Origin of the sequence: Synechocystis sp. LEGE 06083, assembly GCF_015207725.1 — a bacterium.
Taxonomy (GTDB): Bacteria; Cyanobacteriota; Cyanobacteriia; order Cyanobacteriales; family Microcystaceae; genus Synechocystis; species Synechocystis salina.
This window is the reverse complement of record NZ_JADEWJ010000001.1, coordinates 1-15,642: the sequence shown is the minus strand read 5'-3', so window position 1 is coordinate 15,642 and position 15,642 is coordinate 1. Positions and strand designations below refer to the sequence as shown.

15 protein-coding genes are annotated in these 15,642 nt (G+C 47.5%); 5 read left to right on the top strand and 10 right to left on the bottom strand.

Annotated features, from left to right (window positions below; genetic code table 11):
- Positions 1–99: 99 nt before the first annotated feature.
- On the top strand, positions 100–1,041 hold the full coding sequence (gene crtR, locus IQ219_RS00075) for a beta-carotene hydroxylase (RefSeq protein WP_347338270.1): 942 nt from the start codon (positions 100–102) through the stop codon (positions 1,039–1,041).
- Here the strand turns inward: crtR and gntT are convergent.
- The 9 genes from gntT to IQ219_RS00030 all read right to left on the bottom strand — a co-directional run bounded on the left by gntT (position 1,034) and on the right by IQ219_RS00030 (position 10,623).
- Positions 1,034–2,401 carry a guanitoxin biosynthesis MATE family efflux transporter GntT gene (gene gntT / locus IQ219_RS00070; protein ID WP_228016589.1) on the bottom strand — a complete coding sequence of 456 codons (1,368 nt, stop codon included), beginning with the start codon at positions 2,399–2,401 and terminating at the stop codon, positions 1,034–1,036. The genes crtR and gntT overlap by 8 nt on opposite strands.
- Before the next feature lie 156 nt (positions 2,402–2,557).
- On the bottom strand, positions 2,558–3,043 hold the full coding sequence (gene ispF, locus IQ219_RS00065; RefSeq protein ID WP_194071306.1) for a 2-C-methyl-D-erythritol 2,4-cyclodiphosphate synthase: 486 nt from the start codon (positions 3,041–3,043) through the stop codon (positions 2,558–2,560).
- A gap of 107 nt (positions 3,044–3,150) precedes the next feature.
- The gene (locus IQ219_RS00060; RefSeq protein ID WP_194071305.1) at positions 3,151–3,699 is read right to left on the bottom strand and encodes a DUF3782 domain-containing protein; all 549 of its coding nucleotides are present in this window, start codon (positions 3,697–3,699) and stop codon (positions 3,151–3,153) included.
- Between the two features lie 171 nt (positions 3,700–3,870).
- Positions 3,871–4,806 (bottom strand): NAD-dependent epimerase/dehydratase family protein, encoded by a 936-nt coding sequence (locus IQ219_RS00055; RefSeq protein ID WP_194071304.1) that lies wholly within the window; start codon positions 4,804–4,806, stop codon positions 3,871–3,873.
- 77 nt (positions 4,807–4,883) lie between these two features.
- Positions 4,884–6,032, bottom strand: a complete 1,149-nt coding sequence (cbiD, locus tag IQ219_RS00050) for a cobalt-precorrin-5B (C(1))-methyltransferase CbiD (RefSeq protein WP_194071303.1) — start codon at positions 6,030–6,032, stop codon at positions 4,884–4,886.
- A gap of 59 nt (positions 6,033–6,091) precedes the next feature.
- Positions 6,092–6,961: a glycosyltransferase family 2 protein gene (locus IQ219_RS00045; protein ID WP_194071302.1), complete on the bottom strand. Its 870-nt coding sequence runs from the start codon at positions 6,959–6,961 to the stop codon at positions 6,092–6,094.
- A gap of 35 nt (positions 6,962–6,996) precedes the next feature.
- Positions 6,997–7,608, bottom strand: coding sequence for a hypothetical protein (locus tag IQ219_RS00040; protein WP_194071301.1), 612 nt, complete (start codon positions 7,606–7,608; stop codon positions 6,997–6,999).
- Complete coding sequence (locus IQ219_RS00035) at positions 7,605–9,041, bottom strand: ATP-dependent DNA helicase RecQ (RefSeq protein WP_194071300.1); 1,437 nt, start codon at positions 9,039–9,041, stop codon at positions 7,605–7,607. The genes IQ219_RS00040 and IQ219_RS00035 overlap by 4 nt, the downstream gene beginning before the upstream one ends.
- A gap of 112 nt (positions 9,042–9,153) precedes the next feature.
- On the bottom strand, positions 9,154–10,623 hold the full coding sequence (locus IQ219_RS00030) for a glycosyl hydrolase family 57 (RefSeq protein ID WP_194071299.1): 1,470 nt from the start codon (positions 10,621–10,623) through the stop codon (positions 9,154–9,156).
- 201 nt (positions 10,624–10,824) lie between these two features.
- Between IQ219_RS00030 and IQ219_RS00025 the strand changes: the two genes are divergently transcribed.
- The 4 genes from IQ219_RS00025 to IQ219_RS00010 all read left to right on the top strand — a co-directional run bounded on the left by IQ219_RS00025 (position 10,825) and on the right by IQ219_RS00010 (position 14,388).
- Positions 10,825–11,646 carry a GNAT family N-acetyltransferase gene (locus IQ219_RS00025; RefSeq protein ID WP_228016588.1) on the top strand — a complete coding sequence of 274 codons (822 nt, stop codon included), beginning with the start codon at positions 10,825–10,827 and terminating at the stop codon, positions 11,644–11,646.
- A gap of 289 nt (positions 11,647–11,935) precedes the next feature.
- On the top strand, positions 11,936–12,238 hold the full coding sequence (locus tag IQ219_RS00020; RefSeq protein ID WP_014407089.1) for an HU family DNA-binding protein: 303 nt from the start codon (positions 11,936–11,938) through the stop codon (positions 12,236–12,238).
- Positions 12,239–12,251: 13 nt separating this feature from the next.
- Complete coding sequence (cobD, locus tag IQ219_RS00015) at positions 12,252–13,355, top strand: threonine-phosphate decarboxylase CobD (protein ID WP_194071297.1); 1,104 nt, start codon at positions 12,252–12,254, stop codon at positions 13,353–13,355.
- A gap of 154 nt (positions 13,356–13,509) precedes the next feature.
- Positions 13,510–14,388 (top strand): bile acid:sodium symporter family protein, encoded by an 879-nt coding sequence (locus IQ219_RS00010; protein ID WP_194071296.1) that lies wholly within the window; start codon positions 13,510–13,512, stop codon positions 14,386–14,388.
- Between the two features lie 252 nt (positions 14,389–14,640).
- Here IQ219_RS00010 and IQ219_RS00005 read toward each other — a convergent pair.
- Positions 14,641–15,642, bottom strand: a 1,002-nt coding sequence (locus tag IQ219_RS00005; RefSeq protein ID WP_194071295.1) for a mechanosensitive ion channel family protein, incomplete at its 5' end; no start/stop codon positions are given.

The window sequence follows — 15,642 nt, the reverse complement described above, 5'->3', positions numbered from 1 at the left end:
GCCCAGGGACTGCGCCTTTGTTGTCCTGGGCTTTTTCTCTGACTGTCTTCCTTTCCCCAGCATTTTTGCTATAAACTGACCAGAAGTGCGTCCCATTTCGTGTGCCAGGAGTCCGTCATAGTAATGCAGGCGACCCAACCGCTGCAAACCGTTTCCCAAGCTGTCCCAAAGAAATTTTTACAGGCGGACGGCGGCTTCAATCCCAACGTAGCCATGTTTGGGATAGCCATCCTCTTAATGCTTGCTAACATTTTTGGCTACTGGCAATGGGGACTGCCCCACTGGCTTTGCTTTTGTTGTTCAGTGCTGGCGTTACACCTGTCGGGCACAGTAATCCACGATGCATCCCACAATGCAGCCCACCGTAACACCATTGTTAATGCGGTGCTCGGCCACGGTAGTGCCCTAATGTTGGGCTTTGCTTTTCCCGTCTTTACCCGGGTCCATCTCCAACACCATGCCAACGTCAATGATCCAGAGAACGACCCAGACCATTTTGTTTCCACCGGCGGCCCCCTGTTTCTGATTGCGGCCCGGTTCTTCTACCATGAGATCTTTTTCTTTAAGCGACAGTTGTGGCGTAAGTATGAGTTGCTGGAGTGGTTTTTAAGTCGGCTGGTATTGTTCACCATTGTTTTTCTCGGCATTCATTACGGTTTTATCGGCTTTGTAATGAATTATTGGTTTGTGCCGGCTTTGATCGTCGGCATTGCCCTGGGGCTATTTTTTGATTACTTACCCCACCGCCCTTTTCAGGAACGGAACCGCTGGAAGAATGCCCGGGTTTATCCTAGTCCCATTTTGAATTGGCTTATTTTCGGGCAAAATTACCACCTCATCCACCACTTGTGGCCTTCTATTCCTTGGTACCACTACCAAAATACCTATCACATCACCAAGCCAATTTTGGATGAGAAGGGCTGTGCCCAGTCCCTGGGGTTACTGGAAGGGAAAAATTTCTGGAGCTTCCTCTATGACGTTTTCCTTGGTATTCGCTTCCACGGTCACCATGGTTCCCAGTCCTCCGACAAACCTAGCTAGGCTGTTTGGCTTCCAAGGCTAAAATTTGCGGCGAAAATCGGGTAATCAATTGCCAGCCCAGATAAATCACTAGCCCCAGCATGTAGGAGACAAGGGAAAACCAGAGTAGGTTGTTGCTCTGTTGCCAAATGGCTAGTCCAAGGCAGGGCAGATAGATCAGGAAGAAGGCAAACAGTACTCCGTTCCTCAGGGGTTGGGAAGCTTTAAGCCCGATGAAATAGCCTTCCAGCATAAAGGCGAGGGCGGTGCTCTCCAACAGGGGAATCAGCCAGATGGTGTATTGACGGACGCTGTCGTTGATTTCTTCGTGGTTGGTTAACAGTCCAAATAGGGTTTCAGGGAAGGCGATCGCCACGGCAGCAAAGCCCAGCGCCATTAATAGGGTGGTGACGATGGCGGTAAGTAAAACCGGCAAGAGCAATTGATAGTCTCCTTTACTCTTGAAATTACCAGTGAGGGTTTGACTGGTCATACCCACCCCCTGGATGGTGAATTGGCTGAGCAGGGCAATTTGCAACAGCAGACCATTTTGGGCCAAAACTTCCGTGCCAAAGCTGGAGCTGATATTGGTAAACAAAGAATAGGTGGTGATCAAGACCACAAAGCGGATCAAAATATTTCCTTTCAGGGCGATGGTAGACCGCAATGCTCCCCAGTCCGATAATTTGGCGATCGCCGCTTTAAACTCTCCCTTAGCTTTCCCCTTCTTGGCTAAGGCGACAATGCAGATCAAACCTAATGCCAGAGCTAAATACTGACTACTAGCAGTGGCCCAACCCGCTCCCGCACTGGCCCAGCCCCAACGGTTGATCATGAGATAGTCCAAGCCAACGTTGGAAAAATTGGCGACCAGGGAAATGAGCAAAACTAAGCCGTTGCGTTCCTGACCCAATAGCCAACCGAGGATAACAAAATTAAGTAACACCGCCGGAGCCCCCCAAATGCGGCCGTAAAAATAATCCATGCCCGATTGTTCTACCCCTGGAGCTCCCGTTAACAGGGCAAAACCGAATTTTTGCAAGGGATATTGCAGGGCTAAAATCCCCAGTCCCAACAATAGGGCTACGAAGGCACTTCTCAATCCCGCCACCCATACTTCCGCTTGGTCTTCTTCTCCTACGGCTTGGGCTGTGAGGGCAGTGGTGCTGGTGCGTAAAAACTTTAACACCCGGTAGAGGTAATCAAACAAAATTGAGCCTAGGATCACCCCCGCTAAATAATCAATGTCTTCCAAATGACCCAAAAAAGCCGTGTCCACTAACCCAGCTAGGGGCACCATCATATTGGAAAGGACGGCAATGGTGGCTAGGCGAAAAAAACGGGGCAAAAATTGATACTGGCTAGGCAGGGCAAGATTCATAAAGACTTTTAAACAGGTCAGCGGCCAAGCAAAAATGCGGTCAAAATTCACAGGGCAGGTTAAACTGCTCTTCTCACATTTTGCAACAGGCAAACCGTAACAACCTTTACCAGTGGCATGGATAGGGCAAGAATGTCCTGCCCTATGGTCCAGTGTTTAGCCCTCTTTGACCAATAGGGCCACGCTGTAGGCGGCAATGCCTTCCTCCCTGCCCGTGGGACCCAAACGCTCATTGGTGGTGGCTTTAATACCAATCAAGTCTGGATCAATGGCCAAAACTTTAGCGAGATTCTCCTTCATGGCCTGGATGTGGGGTTTAAGTTTGGGTTGTTCTGCCACAATCACGTTATCCAGATTATTAATGCGCCAACCCCGTTCAATGATGAGTTGATTAACATGGGCCAAAAGTTTGAGGCTGTCGGCCCCCTGCCACTGGGCATCGTTGGGGGGAAAGTAGTGGCCAATGTCCCCCAAACTCAACGCTCCTAGGAGGGCATCCATTAAGGCATGGGTCAACACGTCGGCATCGCTGTGGCCATCCAGCCCCAAATGGTGGGCAATGGTAACTCCCCCCAGAATCAAGGGGCGATCGCCTACGAGGCGGTGGATATCGTAGCCGTTGCCGATGCGGAGAGCAATCATAAAAATTAGTAAGTTTAAATAAATTGAGATTGAGAAAGTGGAAAATGATCGGGCTACCTAGAATTACTTAAACAACGCCCAAAATTCCCATTTGATCGGGTAAATCATTACCAAGGCTTGGGCTGAAAATCGGCTGGAGTCTCGGCCAATTCAAACACCCCGTCGTGAATGCGGGCCACATATAAACCCTCCCGTAATGCCTGTTGCTTTAAGTCATCTGACCAATCTACCGCCGCCAGAATGCCATATAATTTTTTATCTTTATGCTCAGGAAAGAAGATACGAAACTTCTGGAGCAAATTTTTCAATTGGGTAATGGATTCTTCCCTAGGATGGCTTTTTACTTCCACCACGTAAGCAGTATTAATGTCACTATTGGCATAGGCTAGAACGTCAATTTCTAGGTGTTGCCCTCCTTTGCTGGCTCTGACACTGGGACTAATGACCTCCATGCCAAAACGCTCTTGCAGAATGCGCTCCATGGAAGGCAGAGCTAAACCTTCGGTAAAACTACCAAATTTTTTTCCTAATCCCCCAATTTGTTTACCTAGTTCTTTGATTTGACGATCAGTCTCTTGCATACGGTGATCGGTTTCTTTTTGGGACTCAATTAACTTCCCCAGTAAGGCCCAAACTTCATCGGCAGTGGTAGCCACTATTTTCCTCCTTGATGTTCAGTAACAGTCAACCAATTAAAATGCTGCAAACATTGGTATTTAGTAAATTACAGCAAATTCCGAACCAGACTGATACACATTAAGCAGTCTTAACCCCTTTCATTCTGTAAGAGTTTTGCCATGTCACTCAAATACCCGAACCGCTGTAAGTTAACTAAAAGCTAGGATTTGTTCATCTAAGTCAAAATCTCCTTTTTCTTCCCCCTTACCGGACGGCAGATAATCCAGTTGAAAGCTATTTTTTAGGCCTTCTACTAAATCATAATTGGGATGCCAATCTAAATGGTCTTGGGCTTTTTGAATATCAGCAAAAAAGTGTTGTTGGCGTAATGGGAAGGCTTTGCGTTTACCAAAGTCAAAATCCTTGGGGTCATAGTGGACTAATTTAACTCCCTGGGGGTCAAGGCCCACCGCACTGGCACAGGCTTGGGCCAAGCCATCCATGGTGACGTATCGATCGCCGGAGATATTATAAATTTGTCCGATCGCCGCTGGGGTAACGATGGTTTTGGCCATGGCGATCGCCAAATCTTCCACATGGCCTAGTTGGGTGATGTATTGACCATTGCCGGGGATGGGAATGGCTCGACCCCGCACTAAACGATCAAAAAACCAGGATTCGAGGGCATTGTAGTTGTGGGGGCCATAAATATAGGTGGGGCGGATAGCGGTCCAGGGAATGCCGCTCTGGGCCAGATAACGTTCCGTTTCAAATTTTCCCTTATGACGACTTTGAGGATCCACCGCATCGGTCTCCCGGTGGGGCATTTGGGAAGAGGCTTGATACACACCGGCGGAACTCATGTAAACAAATTGTTTGACCCGACCATTGTATAAATCCACCAGGGGCTGGGTGTCGCTCAACTCCCGACCGTTGTTGTCAAAAATTATGTCAAATTCTTCCTTTTCCAGTTTTTCTCGCAACTGCTCCGGAACCCGGCGATCGCCATGGATTTGGGCCAAGCCATTGACAGGATCAGGGCGATTTCCCCGGTTAAACAGCACCACTTCATGACCTTGGGCCACCAGCACCCGGCAGAGATGGATACCGATGAAACGGGTTCCCCCCATAATTAAAATGCGCATGGTTTACTGTCTCCCTCCAAATGGCAACTGTCCTATTATCCCCTAGGCTGTGCCTCCCCGAAATTGTGGCGTTTTGTTTAGGCAGGCCGGTAAGTTTCTGGCATAGTCAACCCCAATTTATCGGCCATAGCTTGGCCCTGGACACTAATGGCCACCGGTAGGCGATCGCCATCGAACAGTAGACTGCCCACTTTTAACCGATGTTGACTGACTTTATAAACATATTCCTCCGAACGGCGATCAATGGTACCCGCCATAGCCTGGTAGATTTTGCCAACCCAAGGATAATTTTGCTCCGTTTGCCACTGTCGTAACAGCTTTAACCCTGCCTCGGTGGTGGGTGCTTGGCCAAGTTCCTGTACCAAAGGATAGGGTAAACCGGCTTGTACAGCTTGGGCAGTGAGAATTTCCAAACGGCCATCGGCTAAATGGTGATGGGTGTGGAAAATGCCCCCGGCTAGTTTGATCAATTTACCGTGGTAACCCAAGAGCAAGATTTCCTGCACCCCCACCGCCGCCGCCGACACCAAAAGGGAGCCTAACCAATTGGCTGTTTTTACCATTTGGTCTAAGGGTACTCCCCACTGCCGGGCCAAATCTAAACCGTTTTCCCCCAAGCAAAATACTAAACATTGATGTTGCTGGGCCAAACTAGTCAAATGCCGCTGAAACTCCGCCAGTTGATCCGGAGCACTGAGGGGTTGGGCAATGCCGCTGGTGCCTAACAAAGATAAACCTTCCACCACCCCAAAAGCTGCATTGGATGTGCGGGTGGCTAAGGTTCGGCCAAGGGGCAAAATTAAGGTAACTGCGAGATTCTGATCTTCATTAATACGGGGTTGCAAATGGTGATGTAACAGCCGTTGGGCATAGCTGTAAATGGCCGCTTGCCCTTCCCTGTCAAGCTGTTTGCCAATGCCTTCTCCCCCTTGAATAATCAATTTTCCTTCCCCTGGGGTAAATTCCACTTCCGCCCAAACAGGGGTATGGCGCGTTAAATCCAAGTTATTCCCTGGTTCACTGCGGCTGATGGCCAAAGCTCTGTGCTGGCCCAGTAAGGCTCCCTGTTCAATGGTGATTTCCGCTGTTATGGCCGGTTCCAACAGTTCCAACGCCACCACATCTGGACAGTTACCAGTGAGCAAGGTTTCCACAGCGGCGATCGCCGAGGCACAGGCAAATACGGGCAGAGTATAACCAGATTGGGCGGCAATAGACTGGGGCAAATTTTCTCACTGCTGATTAACTACAAGAAAAATAGGGCGATCGCCATGGAGCAATAGACTTAGTTAGGGTGAGCCGCAAACTCAATTTGTTGCCCATTGTTGGTCATATCTAAAAATTGTTCTAGATTTTGGCAACGACCTTCTTCCATGTAACGACGAAAAACTTTATTCAAAGCTAAATTTTCACTAAATTCTTGGTGGGCCGCCTGACGAATTGTGTCGGTTAAAGTCAAAGCACCTTCGTCTAGCAAGGACAAAATAGTTAGATAGGCCTTTTCCGCCGTCTCAAAGGCATTGGCAGATTGGGTAATGGAATTGTCCCGTTTGTAGTAACGATAGAGGGGGTCGGGATGAATCGCTACTTTTTCCGTGCGACTCAATAGCTCTAAATTAAAAAGTACATCCGCCGCAAAGGGCACTTTCGTCCAGCCATCTGCTAAAAATTGCCGTTGAAAAACTGGAAAAAAGGGAATGCGGGGACTAAGAATATCCGCCGCCGTGGCAAAGCTTACTTCTTGCCGTTGGGGAAAGGGTTGCTTATACAACACCAATTCACTGTTATAAACCCCAGTGTTGTCGATCGCCACGCCATACTTTTCCGCTAGGGGGACTAACTTTTCCAGGCGATCGGGAGCAAAGGCATCGTCCGCATCCAAGTTGGCCAGAATCCCTCCATCACAAATACTTACTGCCGTATTTCTGGCGATCGCCTCCCCACTGCCAATGCCGCCGGTAAAAATTTGCTTCAGCCTGGGGTCATTGATGCCCTGTTCCGCTAACAGTTGCAGGTAATCCACCCGGTCATCCACACCAATCGCCACCTGCCAACGGTCATAGGTCTGGGCCAACACACTGCGGACAGTAAAAGCAATGGTGTTTTCAGCCCTATAGGCGGGAATAACGATGCTTACAAGGGGCTGATTAACCATGGTGCAACGAAAAAAAGATAAATAAACGCCTAAATTTAAGGCTGTTTGCAAACTATATAAAGATGTCGATGGTCAGTAAAGTAAGACCACATTCGCCTCATATTACCGGAATCAGTATTGAATTTTATATCCAAATCATTAACCCCAGTTACAAACCATCCTGACCATCCGCTAGACCACTGTATTTTGTAGGCAACCACATTACCTTTCAAAATATTTTGATCAATTTCGGTATTCAGTCCTTTTGCCCAGCCTGATCCAGGGCCTACTGGTGCATTAGGCGTTGATTCAGTGCCCACTTGAACACAAACTGTTTGGGTTTGCAAGTTGTGTTGTACGCAATCGGAGCCATTACAACCATTAAACGGAGCCGCATTGACGGACTCCAGGATTCCCATTGTAGCAACAGAAATAATCGGCAGAAAAATTCGTGAAAGATGACTTAACAGTTTTTTTGTATTAACAAATTTGCATGTCGATTTGGATTTTTCTTGACCTAAAAACATTGAGTTTGGCCTTCTATTTAAAATTAACTTGATGCTAGCATTTGTTACTGTAAAATTCCGGTAAACCCTTAAAACTTCATAGTGCCGTATATTAACGCTCATTCCACAAAATTTATTTAATTTCATTTGACCAGAAATCACTGACGTTTAGCCAAACAATTGTCGCAGGTGCCACAGGGTTGTCTGGCCCCCAAAGAGTTATCCCCAAAGGCGGCCAAAATCGTTTGCCAGCGACAACGGGAACTGGTTAAGTATTGGGTCATCAGGTGGTACTGACTTTTCAATTCCCCTAGGGGATTAGTTTGATTATCACCAGGGGCAATGTGGTAATTAAACGGGTCTAACCACTCTAAACGACCCCGACGGTGGAGCCACGCCAGAGCTATTTCCAAATCGGGAAAATGGGGCTTTAGTTCTCTTAAGTTACCCTGGAACGGAATTTGTTTACTCAAGGCCTCTGCCCGTTGTAGGCATTGGCTGGCTTGGGCTAAAAAATACTGGCGCAATTGGCGATCGCCAGAATCCAACCAACCAGTGGGTTCACTAATTAACGTCAGACATTCTGCTGGTTGCAAATCCCGTCCGGCCCGCCCTACTTCCTGGAGATAATCCATCAACATCAGGGGAGCTTGGTAGTGCAATACCCAACGGGTATCGGGTTTGTCGATGCCGAGGCCAAAGGCGTTTGTACAAACCACCGAAGAGATTTTGCCCGTTAACCATTTTTGCTCCAACTGTCGCCGTTGGTGAGCCCCCAATCCGCCGTGGTAAGCTTCGCTGTCAAAGCCCCGTTCCTGTAACCATTGGGCTAAATTAATGGCCATGGTGCGGGTGCGGACATAGACTAAACCAGTTTCTTGCAAATGCTTGAGCAAAAAACGCCGTAGTTGTTGCCGTCGACAATATTCACTCAGCACCGTTTTGACTTTCAGTTGCAGTTGGGGACGATGGGGGCTGACCTGAAAACATTCCGGCGATCGTAAATTTAATCCCGCTATGATCAAATCTTGTTGCTGGCGATCGGCTGTGGCGGTGAAGGCGGCCAGGGGAATTTGGCCCTTATCTCGGCCTAATCCCTGCCGCAGGGCTCCCAAACGACGGTAAGCGGGACGAAAACTATCTCCCCACTGCACTAAACAATGGGCTTCATCGAGCATTAAACCCTGTAACTTAATCTGGGGTTGGCGGAGCAAATTCCAGACTGGCTCACTCAGTAATGTTTCTGGGGAAAGGTAGAGAAGTTTTAATGTTTGTTGGCCCAACTGGCGCAATACTTGCTTTTTCTCTGGGCGACTCAGTTGGCTATGGAGACAGGCGGCGGGTAGATTTTGCCTTCGTAAACTTTGCACCTGGTCTTCCATTAGGGCCACCAACGGCGAAACCACCAAAGTTAGCCCTTCCCCCAGTAATGCCGGCAGTTGAAAACAAATGGATTTTCCGCCTCCGGTGGGTAGTACCACCAGACAATCCCGCCCGGCCAATAGACAATCAATGACTTCCCCCTGGGGATAGCGAAAGTGGTCATAGCCCCAAATGCGACGGAGGGCATCTTCCAACGATTGGCGATCGGCCATGGCAGGCAATAGAGCTAACAACTTAACGGAGAGCTAAAACCAGTTAGGTTTTTCCTGATGGGAAATGCACCTTGAGCCGGCTTGATAGATAACTCCCCATTATCGGCAAAAGTTACGCTAGGGCAGCTTCCCCCCGACGGTACAATTCCCGGGCGTAATCCGTCCAGGTGCCTTGGCCCCAATAGCGGAAGCAACTAGTTTCCACTAACAATAGGTAAAGTAGGGCATTTTGGTAATCTTCCCGTTGGGTGACGCTGGGATCTTCCGCCACTAAACGATCAAATTTTTGGTGGAATTTGGCACTGAGTTGATTCATTGGTTCGAGCACATTTTCGTAGCCCTGCACCCAACTGAGATCATTGGTCCAGGAGGCTCCATCCATGGTGAATTGGTGGTCGGTGGCATTCAGATCGGCGATCGCCGCTTCCACTTTTTCTGGAGTAGCTTCCTCTGGGTTAACCCGTTGCCAAATTTTATGTTGCTGAATGGCTTGAATGGCGGGGAATTCAGACTCCTGCACCCCAGCCGCTGCCAACAGTTCCAAATATTCAGTGCCGTTAATGGCCACAGTGCCGGCCTTGCCCCCATTTTCTGCCATTTTGCGAGTGGCTTGTTCGTAGGCGGGGGGAAATTCGTTCATCATGACGCCGCCATTTTCTCCGTCCGCAATCTGGGTCACACAGGCAGGAATTTGATGGCTGCCCACGGGTTGTTTGCCCCGGCCTAAAGCCTCGTAATAGGGCTGCATTTGAGCCACCAATTTGGTGTCAGACCCCTGGGTTTTAATGAGGGCCACAATGCTGACTTCGTCTCCCTTGGAATTACGGGCCACCAAGCGATTGGGAATATATTTTTGGTCACCGGAAAGCCCACTACCATCCAGGTTTTCCACGGAATGTTCCTGCACCATTAACCAACGGTAACCACATTCTTTCAAGGCCTTAACGTATTCAAATAAGGTGTCGGGATGGTTGGGTAAGTGCATTTCCGGTGGAGAAAAACCCTTCACCCGCTGCAGAGCTTCGGCACCAAAAATATCGGCAAAATGCTTCTGCCACGCCAATATATGTAATTTCAAATCGGGGATGGGGGTAGAAGGGGCCACCGCATGGCTCCACATGGTGCCCAGCCATTCCACGTAGGGCTGATATTGGGCATCACAGGCCAGCCGCTTAAGGTTATCCAAAATATCGTGGCGCCCCATTTGCTGAAACGCCCAGAGCAGGTTGCCGGAGTAGTCCAACATGATGCGGGGATTGGCACCTTCCGCCACGAGTCGGGGAATAATTTCTCCTAGCCGACGGTAGCACCACGCAAAGGGATCGGCGTTATGGTTATCTCCTTCCCCAGGATGTTCAAACATGTATTGCAGGTTGGAAATCAACGCCCCGTCTTGTCCAGCGGGAATGGTGGGTTGGTGCATATGTAGCGCACAAGCACAGGCAGACTGCAAATCTTCTAGACGCAAATTCGTTTGGTGCAAAAACACCGGTTTATTTTCATTCACCACCGCTAAGATTTCCGCCTCTTGGCCAGCAATGGGGGGTAGGTCTAATTTTGTCCGTTCGGCGATCGATACCATCCGCAGTTTCTCCCAGGGTGAGTAGATTAACGATTGTTAAGATTCGGGGTTTTTGATTGACTCAAATCTATGACAATCTAAGGTTAATGCTAGCATTGGGGCGGTTTTAGCATTAATTACAATTGCCTTTACTAAGTCAACAAACGTTGAAGTTCATCGCCACGAAATGTTATGTCTGAGCAAAAATACTTAATCAAAACCATGGGTCCATCCGAGGTGGCTTTGGCGGTGGACTGGGCGGCCGCAGAAGGCTGGAATCCCGGTCACCTGGATGCCGACTGTTTTTATCAAGGCGATCGCCAGGGATTTTTGCTTGGTTTACTAGCCGGGGACCCCATTGCGACCATTTCGGCGGTTAAATACAACGAAGAATTTGGTTTTTTAGGCTTTTACATCGTCAAACCGGAGTATCGGGGTCAGGGCTACGGTTGGCAAATTTGGCAAAGGGCTTTAGCCCATTTAGGGGGTTGTAATATTGGCTTAGACGGGGTGCTGGCCCAGCAGGGGAATTATCAAAAATCCGGCTTTAATCTGGCTTACCGTAATATTCGTTACCAAGGTTTTACGGGGGCCCCTTCTATCCCATCGCCCCATATAGTCCCCTTGAATGCCATTGCCTGGGAAGACGTGTTGACCTATGACCGTCAATGTTTTCCTGCTCCCAGGGAAGAATTTCTAAGAACGTGGTGTCATCAACCGGGGCACCAGGCGATCGCCTATCAAGAAGATGGGATTTTGCGGGGTTATGGCGTTCTACGCCCCTGCCGGGTGGGGGACAAAATTGGCCCCCTGTTTGCTGATACTCCAGAGGTGGCGGAAGCGCTCTTTTTAGCTCTAAAAGCAATTCCTGCAGCGGAAAATACCATTTACCTAGATGTGCCAGAACCCAACCAAGCGGCGATCGCCTTAGCGGAGAAATATGGTTTGCAGATAGTTTTTGAAACTGCTCGAATGTACACCGGGCAAGCTCCCCCCATCGCCCTAGACAAAATTTACGGAGTCACATCCTTCGAGTTAGGCTAACTTCTAATTCCGGGTAAACTGAGCGCAGTAAAATCTAAGTTTTCGTAAAGGATTGTGACAAAATCCCCAAAAACTGCAAAAATTCGTGGGGAAAAGTGATCCTACTTCCACACTTTGTGCATAGAATAAGGCAGTGAAACAGCCGGTATGCGGGGATTTCAGGGATTTTTAATGCCAAATTTCTGTCTAGATCCGGGTTGTGGATCCTCCCGATGACCCTGTTATGGGGAGAAAAGGCCTAAAAAATGAGTCTATTCCAACAAACTCACTCTCAAGGAGATTTTTTCAGATGAATAAAGGCGAATTAGTCCATGCGGTCACGGACAAAGCGAAAGAACAACTGGGGGAAAGCATCACGAAAAAGGAGGTAGATGCGGTGATTTCAGCCGCCATTGATTGCATCATGGAGGTGGTGGCCGAAGGAGAAAAAGTGACCCTAGTGGGCTTTGGTTCCTTTGAAGCCAGGGAACGCAAGGAACGGGAGGGCCGCAACCCCAAAACCGGGGATAAAATGCTCATTCCAGCCACTAAGGTGCCGGCTTTCTCTGCAGGCAAAATGTTCAAAGATAAAGTTGCTCCTGAGAAAAAATAATTGCCACTGACCTTTGTTTGAGCGACCCCACCACGGTGGTAATTTGGGTTGGGCAGCGGAGATGGCAGGCTGTCCAGCTTTTTCTTTATTAGATTTTTCCGCCAGTATTAATCCTTTGGGCCCTCCTGCTGCCGTCCTGGCCGCCATCGAGTCAGCTTTGCCGGCCCTGCACCACTATCCTGACCCCCAATATGTTCGTCTTCGTCGGGCGATCGCCGATTACCACCATTTACCCGTGGATTGGATTTTGCCGGGCAATGGTTCGGCGGAATTATTAACTTTAGCGGGGCGTACCTTTGCTAGCTTGGACTGTACCTATGTGGTAGGCCCAGCCTTTGGGGACTACGGCCGCAGTTGGCGAGGGGCCGGGGCCAAGCTACAAACTATCCCCTGGGAAGTGAAACAAGCCTGGCCTTGGCAAAAATTGCGATCGCCATCTGAAATTACCGATAACATTGCTCCCCAGCCCCAAAAACGGGGTCTAATTCTTAATAATCCCCATAATCCCTCCGGTACTCTGCTGCCCAGGGAAGAAATTCTCGCTCTCCTGCCCCACTATCAATGGGTGTTATTGGACGAAGCCTTTATGGATTTTCTGCCCCCGGGGGAAGAGCAAAGTTTAGTATCCCACCTGGAGGAGCATCCCAATTTAATTATTCTCCGTTCCCTGACCAAGTTTTACCGTTTACCTGGATTGCGCTTAGGTTATGCCCTGGGCCATCCCGACATACTCTCGCAATGGCAGGCTTGGCGAGATCCCTGGCCGGTGAATGTTTTAGCCGAAGCGGCGGCGATCGCCTGTTTGGAAGCGGAAGAATTCCGTCAACAGGTATGGCAATGGTTACCCCCTGCCCGTACCGCATTGCAGAAAGATTTAGCTAGTTTACCGGGATTGTTGCCCCTGGCAAGCCAAGCCAATTTTTTGCTCGTAAAAACGGACATTCCAGCGCCGGAACTTCAACAAGAACTATTAATTAAATGCCAAATTTTAATCCGAGATTGCCTTAGTTTTCCAGAATTAGGCCAGGATTTTTTTCGGGTCGCAGTACGGACCATGGCGGATAATCAAAAATTAACCCAAGCCCTAGCTACCGTCATAGGCACGGCCAGATCTTGATTGGTTGTGACCATAGAATCTCTTCTTTTTATTAGTTAAATTCTTCCATTACTTTTATTTTGTAGGAACAAAAAGAAGTAGATTTACTTCTTCAGTCTAACGAGCAAGTTACCCAATATTATTAACTTCATATTAACACTCTCCCTTTACTTTCATGGAGTCCAATTTTTTAACAAGTATTTTTTTACCCCTAGCCCTTTTTTTAATTATGTTTGGCATGGGGCTTGGTCTTACCATTAAAGATTTCAATCGCATTTGGCTAGAACCCAAAGCAGTTGTAATTGGTTTAATCGCCCAATTGCTAATGTTGCCCATGGTGGGATTCGGGCTGGCATCTTTATTTTCTTTGTCCCCAGAGTTAGCAGTAGGAGTAATGATTTTGGCCGCCTGCCCCGGTGGCTCCACATCCAATGTAATTACCTATTTGCTCAAAGGCAATGTGGCTCTTTCCATTACCCTAACTGCCATCAGTAGTTTAATTACCATCATCACCATTCCCCTGATAGTTAATCTCGCTGCTAATTATTTTATGGGGGAACAATTTGCCCTCCAACTTCCTTTTTTCAAAACTGTTCTGCAAATTGCCGTAATTACCATTATTCCCGTTAGTTTGGGCATGGTTTGTCACCACCTTTTACCCAAGTTGGCCATGGTAGTGGAGAAAAATGTCAAATGGCTTTCCCTCTTTTTTCTTGGCATTATTATCGTCGCTATTTTGGTCAAGGAAAGGGCAAATTTGGCAGACTTTTTCCTCCAGGTGGGGGGAGTAACTGTGACCTTGAATCTCCTCACCATGGTTCTAGGCTATGGCATTGCCCTTTTGGCGGGACTTGGCCTTGCGGAAAGAAAGTCTATCACCGTTGAAGTGGGTATCCAGAACGGTACCTTGGCGATCGCCATTGCCACAACCCTTTTAAATGCTCCGATTATGGCCATTCCCGCGGCAATTTATTCCGTTGTCATGTTCCTGACCAGTGCCATTTTTGCTGGTTTGCTGAAAGCGAAAATATTTAGTGGGCTTAAATCTGCATAAAGACCTTTATCGATGAAAATGAATTATCAAAATTTTTTATAAGAAAGTCAATTTTAGCTGTGCATGGTAAACATCTAATCTACTCATTAATCAGTTTACTGATACCAAGCAAACCATTGGCAACAATCAAATAATTAGACCAGATAACTTTGCCTACAATCTCTCTAGTTATTTGGCATAGTGGTTTTGTTGCTGATGGTAGGCTGTCCTCCGATGCCTCACAGTAAATTCCCTAAACAGACAGTGCCCTGGTTAAATTGTAATGGGTGACTGGAAATAGATTGTCGGGTCTTCCATCGTAAAGACAATGCCTTGCCTAGAAAGGGAGTTGGCAATTTCTACACTTGCCAGAGTCAATAAGCGTTTACGCACTTCGATTACATCATCTTGAGAACCAAGAATTGTCAAACTAACCCGCAATCTTTTACCTGTGCCATCAGAATAGGAAATATTGGTGCTATTTGCATCAATTCCTGACAAGATCGAGGTTTTTTCGATGATTGCTTGTCGTACTAGAGCGAATTTTCGTTCCTCCAAAACTGCCGGAAAATTCATATAAAGTAAAACCATAATTTTCTTAGCAAGGGTCACATTTTCAATTTCTACACTTACTAAAATAGAATTGGGCATCACAATAATTGTGCCAGTACCGAGAGAACGAATTTTAGTTGATCGTAAACCAATACTTTCTACTTTTCCTAGTTCTCCTCCTGATAAACGGACGTAGTCCCCAGTAACGAAGGGACGATCCAGATAAAGAACTAAGGTTGCAATCAATTGTTCAAGAATCTTTTGTGCCGCAAAAGCAACGGCTAAACCAACTAATCCCAAACTTGCAACTAAACCAATTAAGTCAAAATTGAGACTTCTAGCAAAGGCCACCAAGGCGACAATAAAAGCAAAAACATTAATGATAGTTTCAAAGACAAGAATTGCATCGTCACTGCCGGGGCTAAATCTTCCCCCTATCTTAAAACCATAAGTGCGTAAATATCGGCTAATAAGTTTTGTGGATATCCAATATATACTGCCAATTAAAAGTAGATTAGAAATTGGCTTAAGCAGATTATAGGCAATCGGAGCGAAGGACTCTAATAAAATTAAAGACCAACTAACGGCAAGGTTAAGAACTACGAATTTTAATAGGCGATCACTTGGATAAATAATATCACTATAAATTTTTTCAACGGATTGAGGTGCTATTTTTCCTAAAGCTAATTTCACTAAATCTGTGGCATAACGACTAATTACAAA

Coding starts and splice junctions, on each gene's coding strand:
- gntT (WP_228016589.1), bottom strand. CDS start 2,401: ATGAATCTTGCCCTGCCTAGCCAGTATCAATTTTTGCCCCGTTTTTTT.
- ispF (WP_194071306.1), bottom strand. CDS start 3,043: ATGATTGCTCTCCGCATCGGCAACGGCTACGATATCCACCGCCTCGTA.
- IQ219_RS00055 (WP_194071304.1), bottom strand. CDS start 4,806: ATGCGCATTTTAATTATGGGGGGAACCCGTTTCATCGGTATCCATCTC.
- IQ219_RS00045 (WP_194071302.1), bottom strand. CDS start 6,961: ATGGTTAATCAGCCCCTTGTAAGCATCGTTATTCCCGCCTATAGGGCT.
- IQ219_RS00035 (WP_194071300.1), bottom strand. CDS start 9,041: ATGGCCGATCGCCAATCGTTGGAAGATGCCCTCCGTCGCATTTGGGGC.
- IQ219_RS00030 (WP_194071299.1), bottom strand. CDS start 10,623: ATGGTATCGATCGCCGAACGGACAAAATTAGACCTACCCCCCATTGCT.
- IQ219_RS00025 (WP_228016588.1), top strand. CDS start 10,825: ATGGGTCCATCCGAGGTGGCTTTGGCGGTGGACTGGGCGGCCGCAGAA.
- IQ219_RS00020 (WP_014407089.1), top strand. CDS start 11,936: ATGAATAAAGGCGAATTAGTCCATGCGGTCACGGACAAAGCGAAAGAA.
- IQ219_RS00010 (WP_194071296.1), top strand. CDS start 13,510: ATGGAGTCCAATTTTTTAACAAGTATTTTTTTACCCCTAGCCCTTTTT.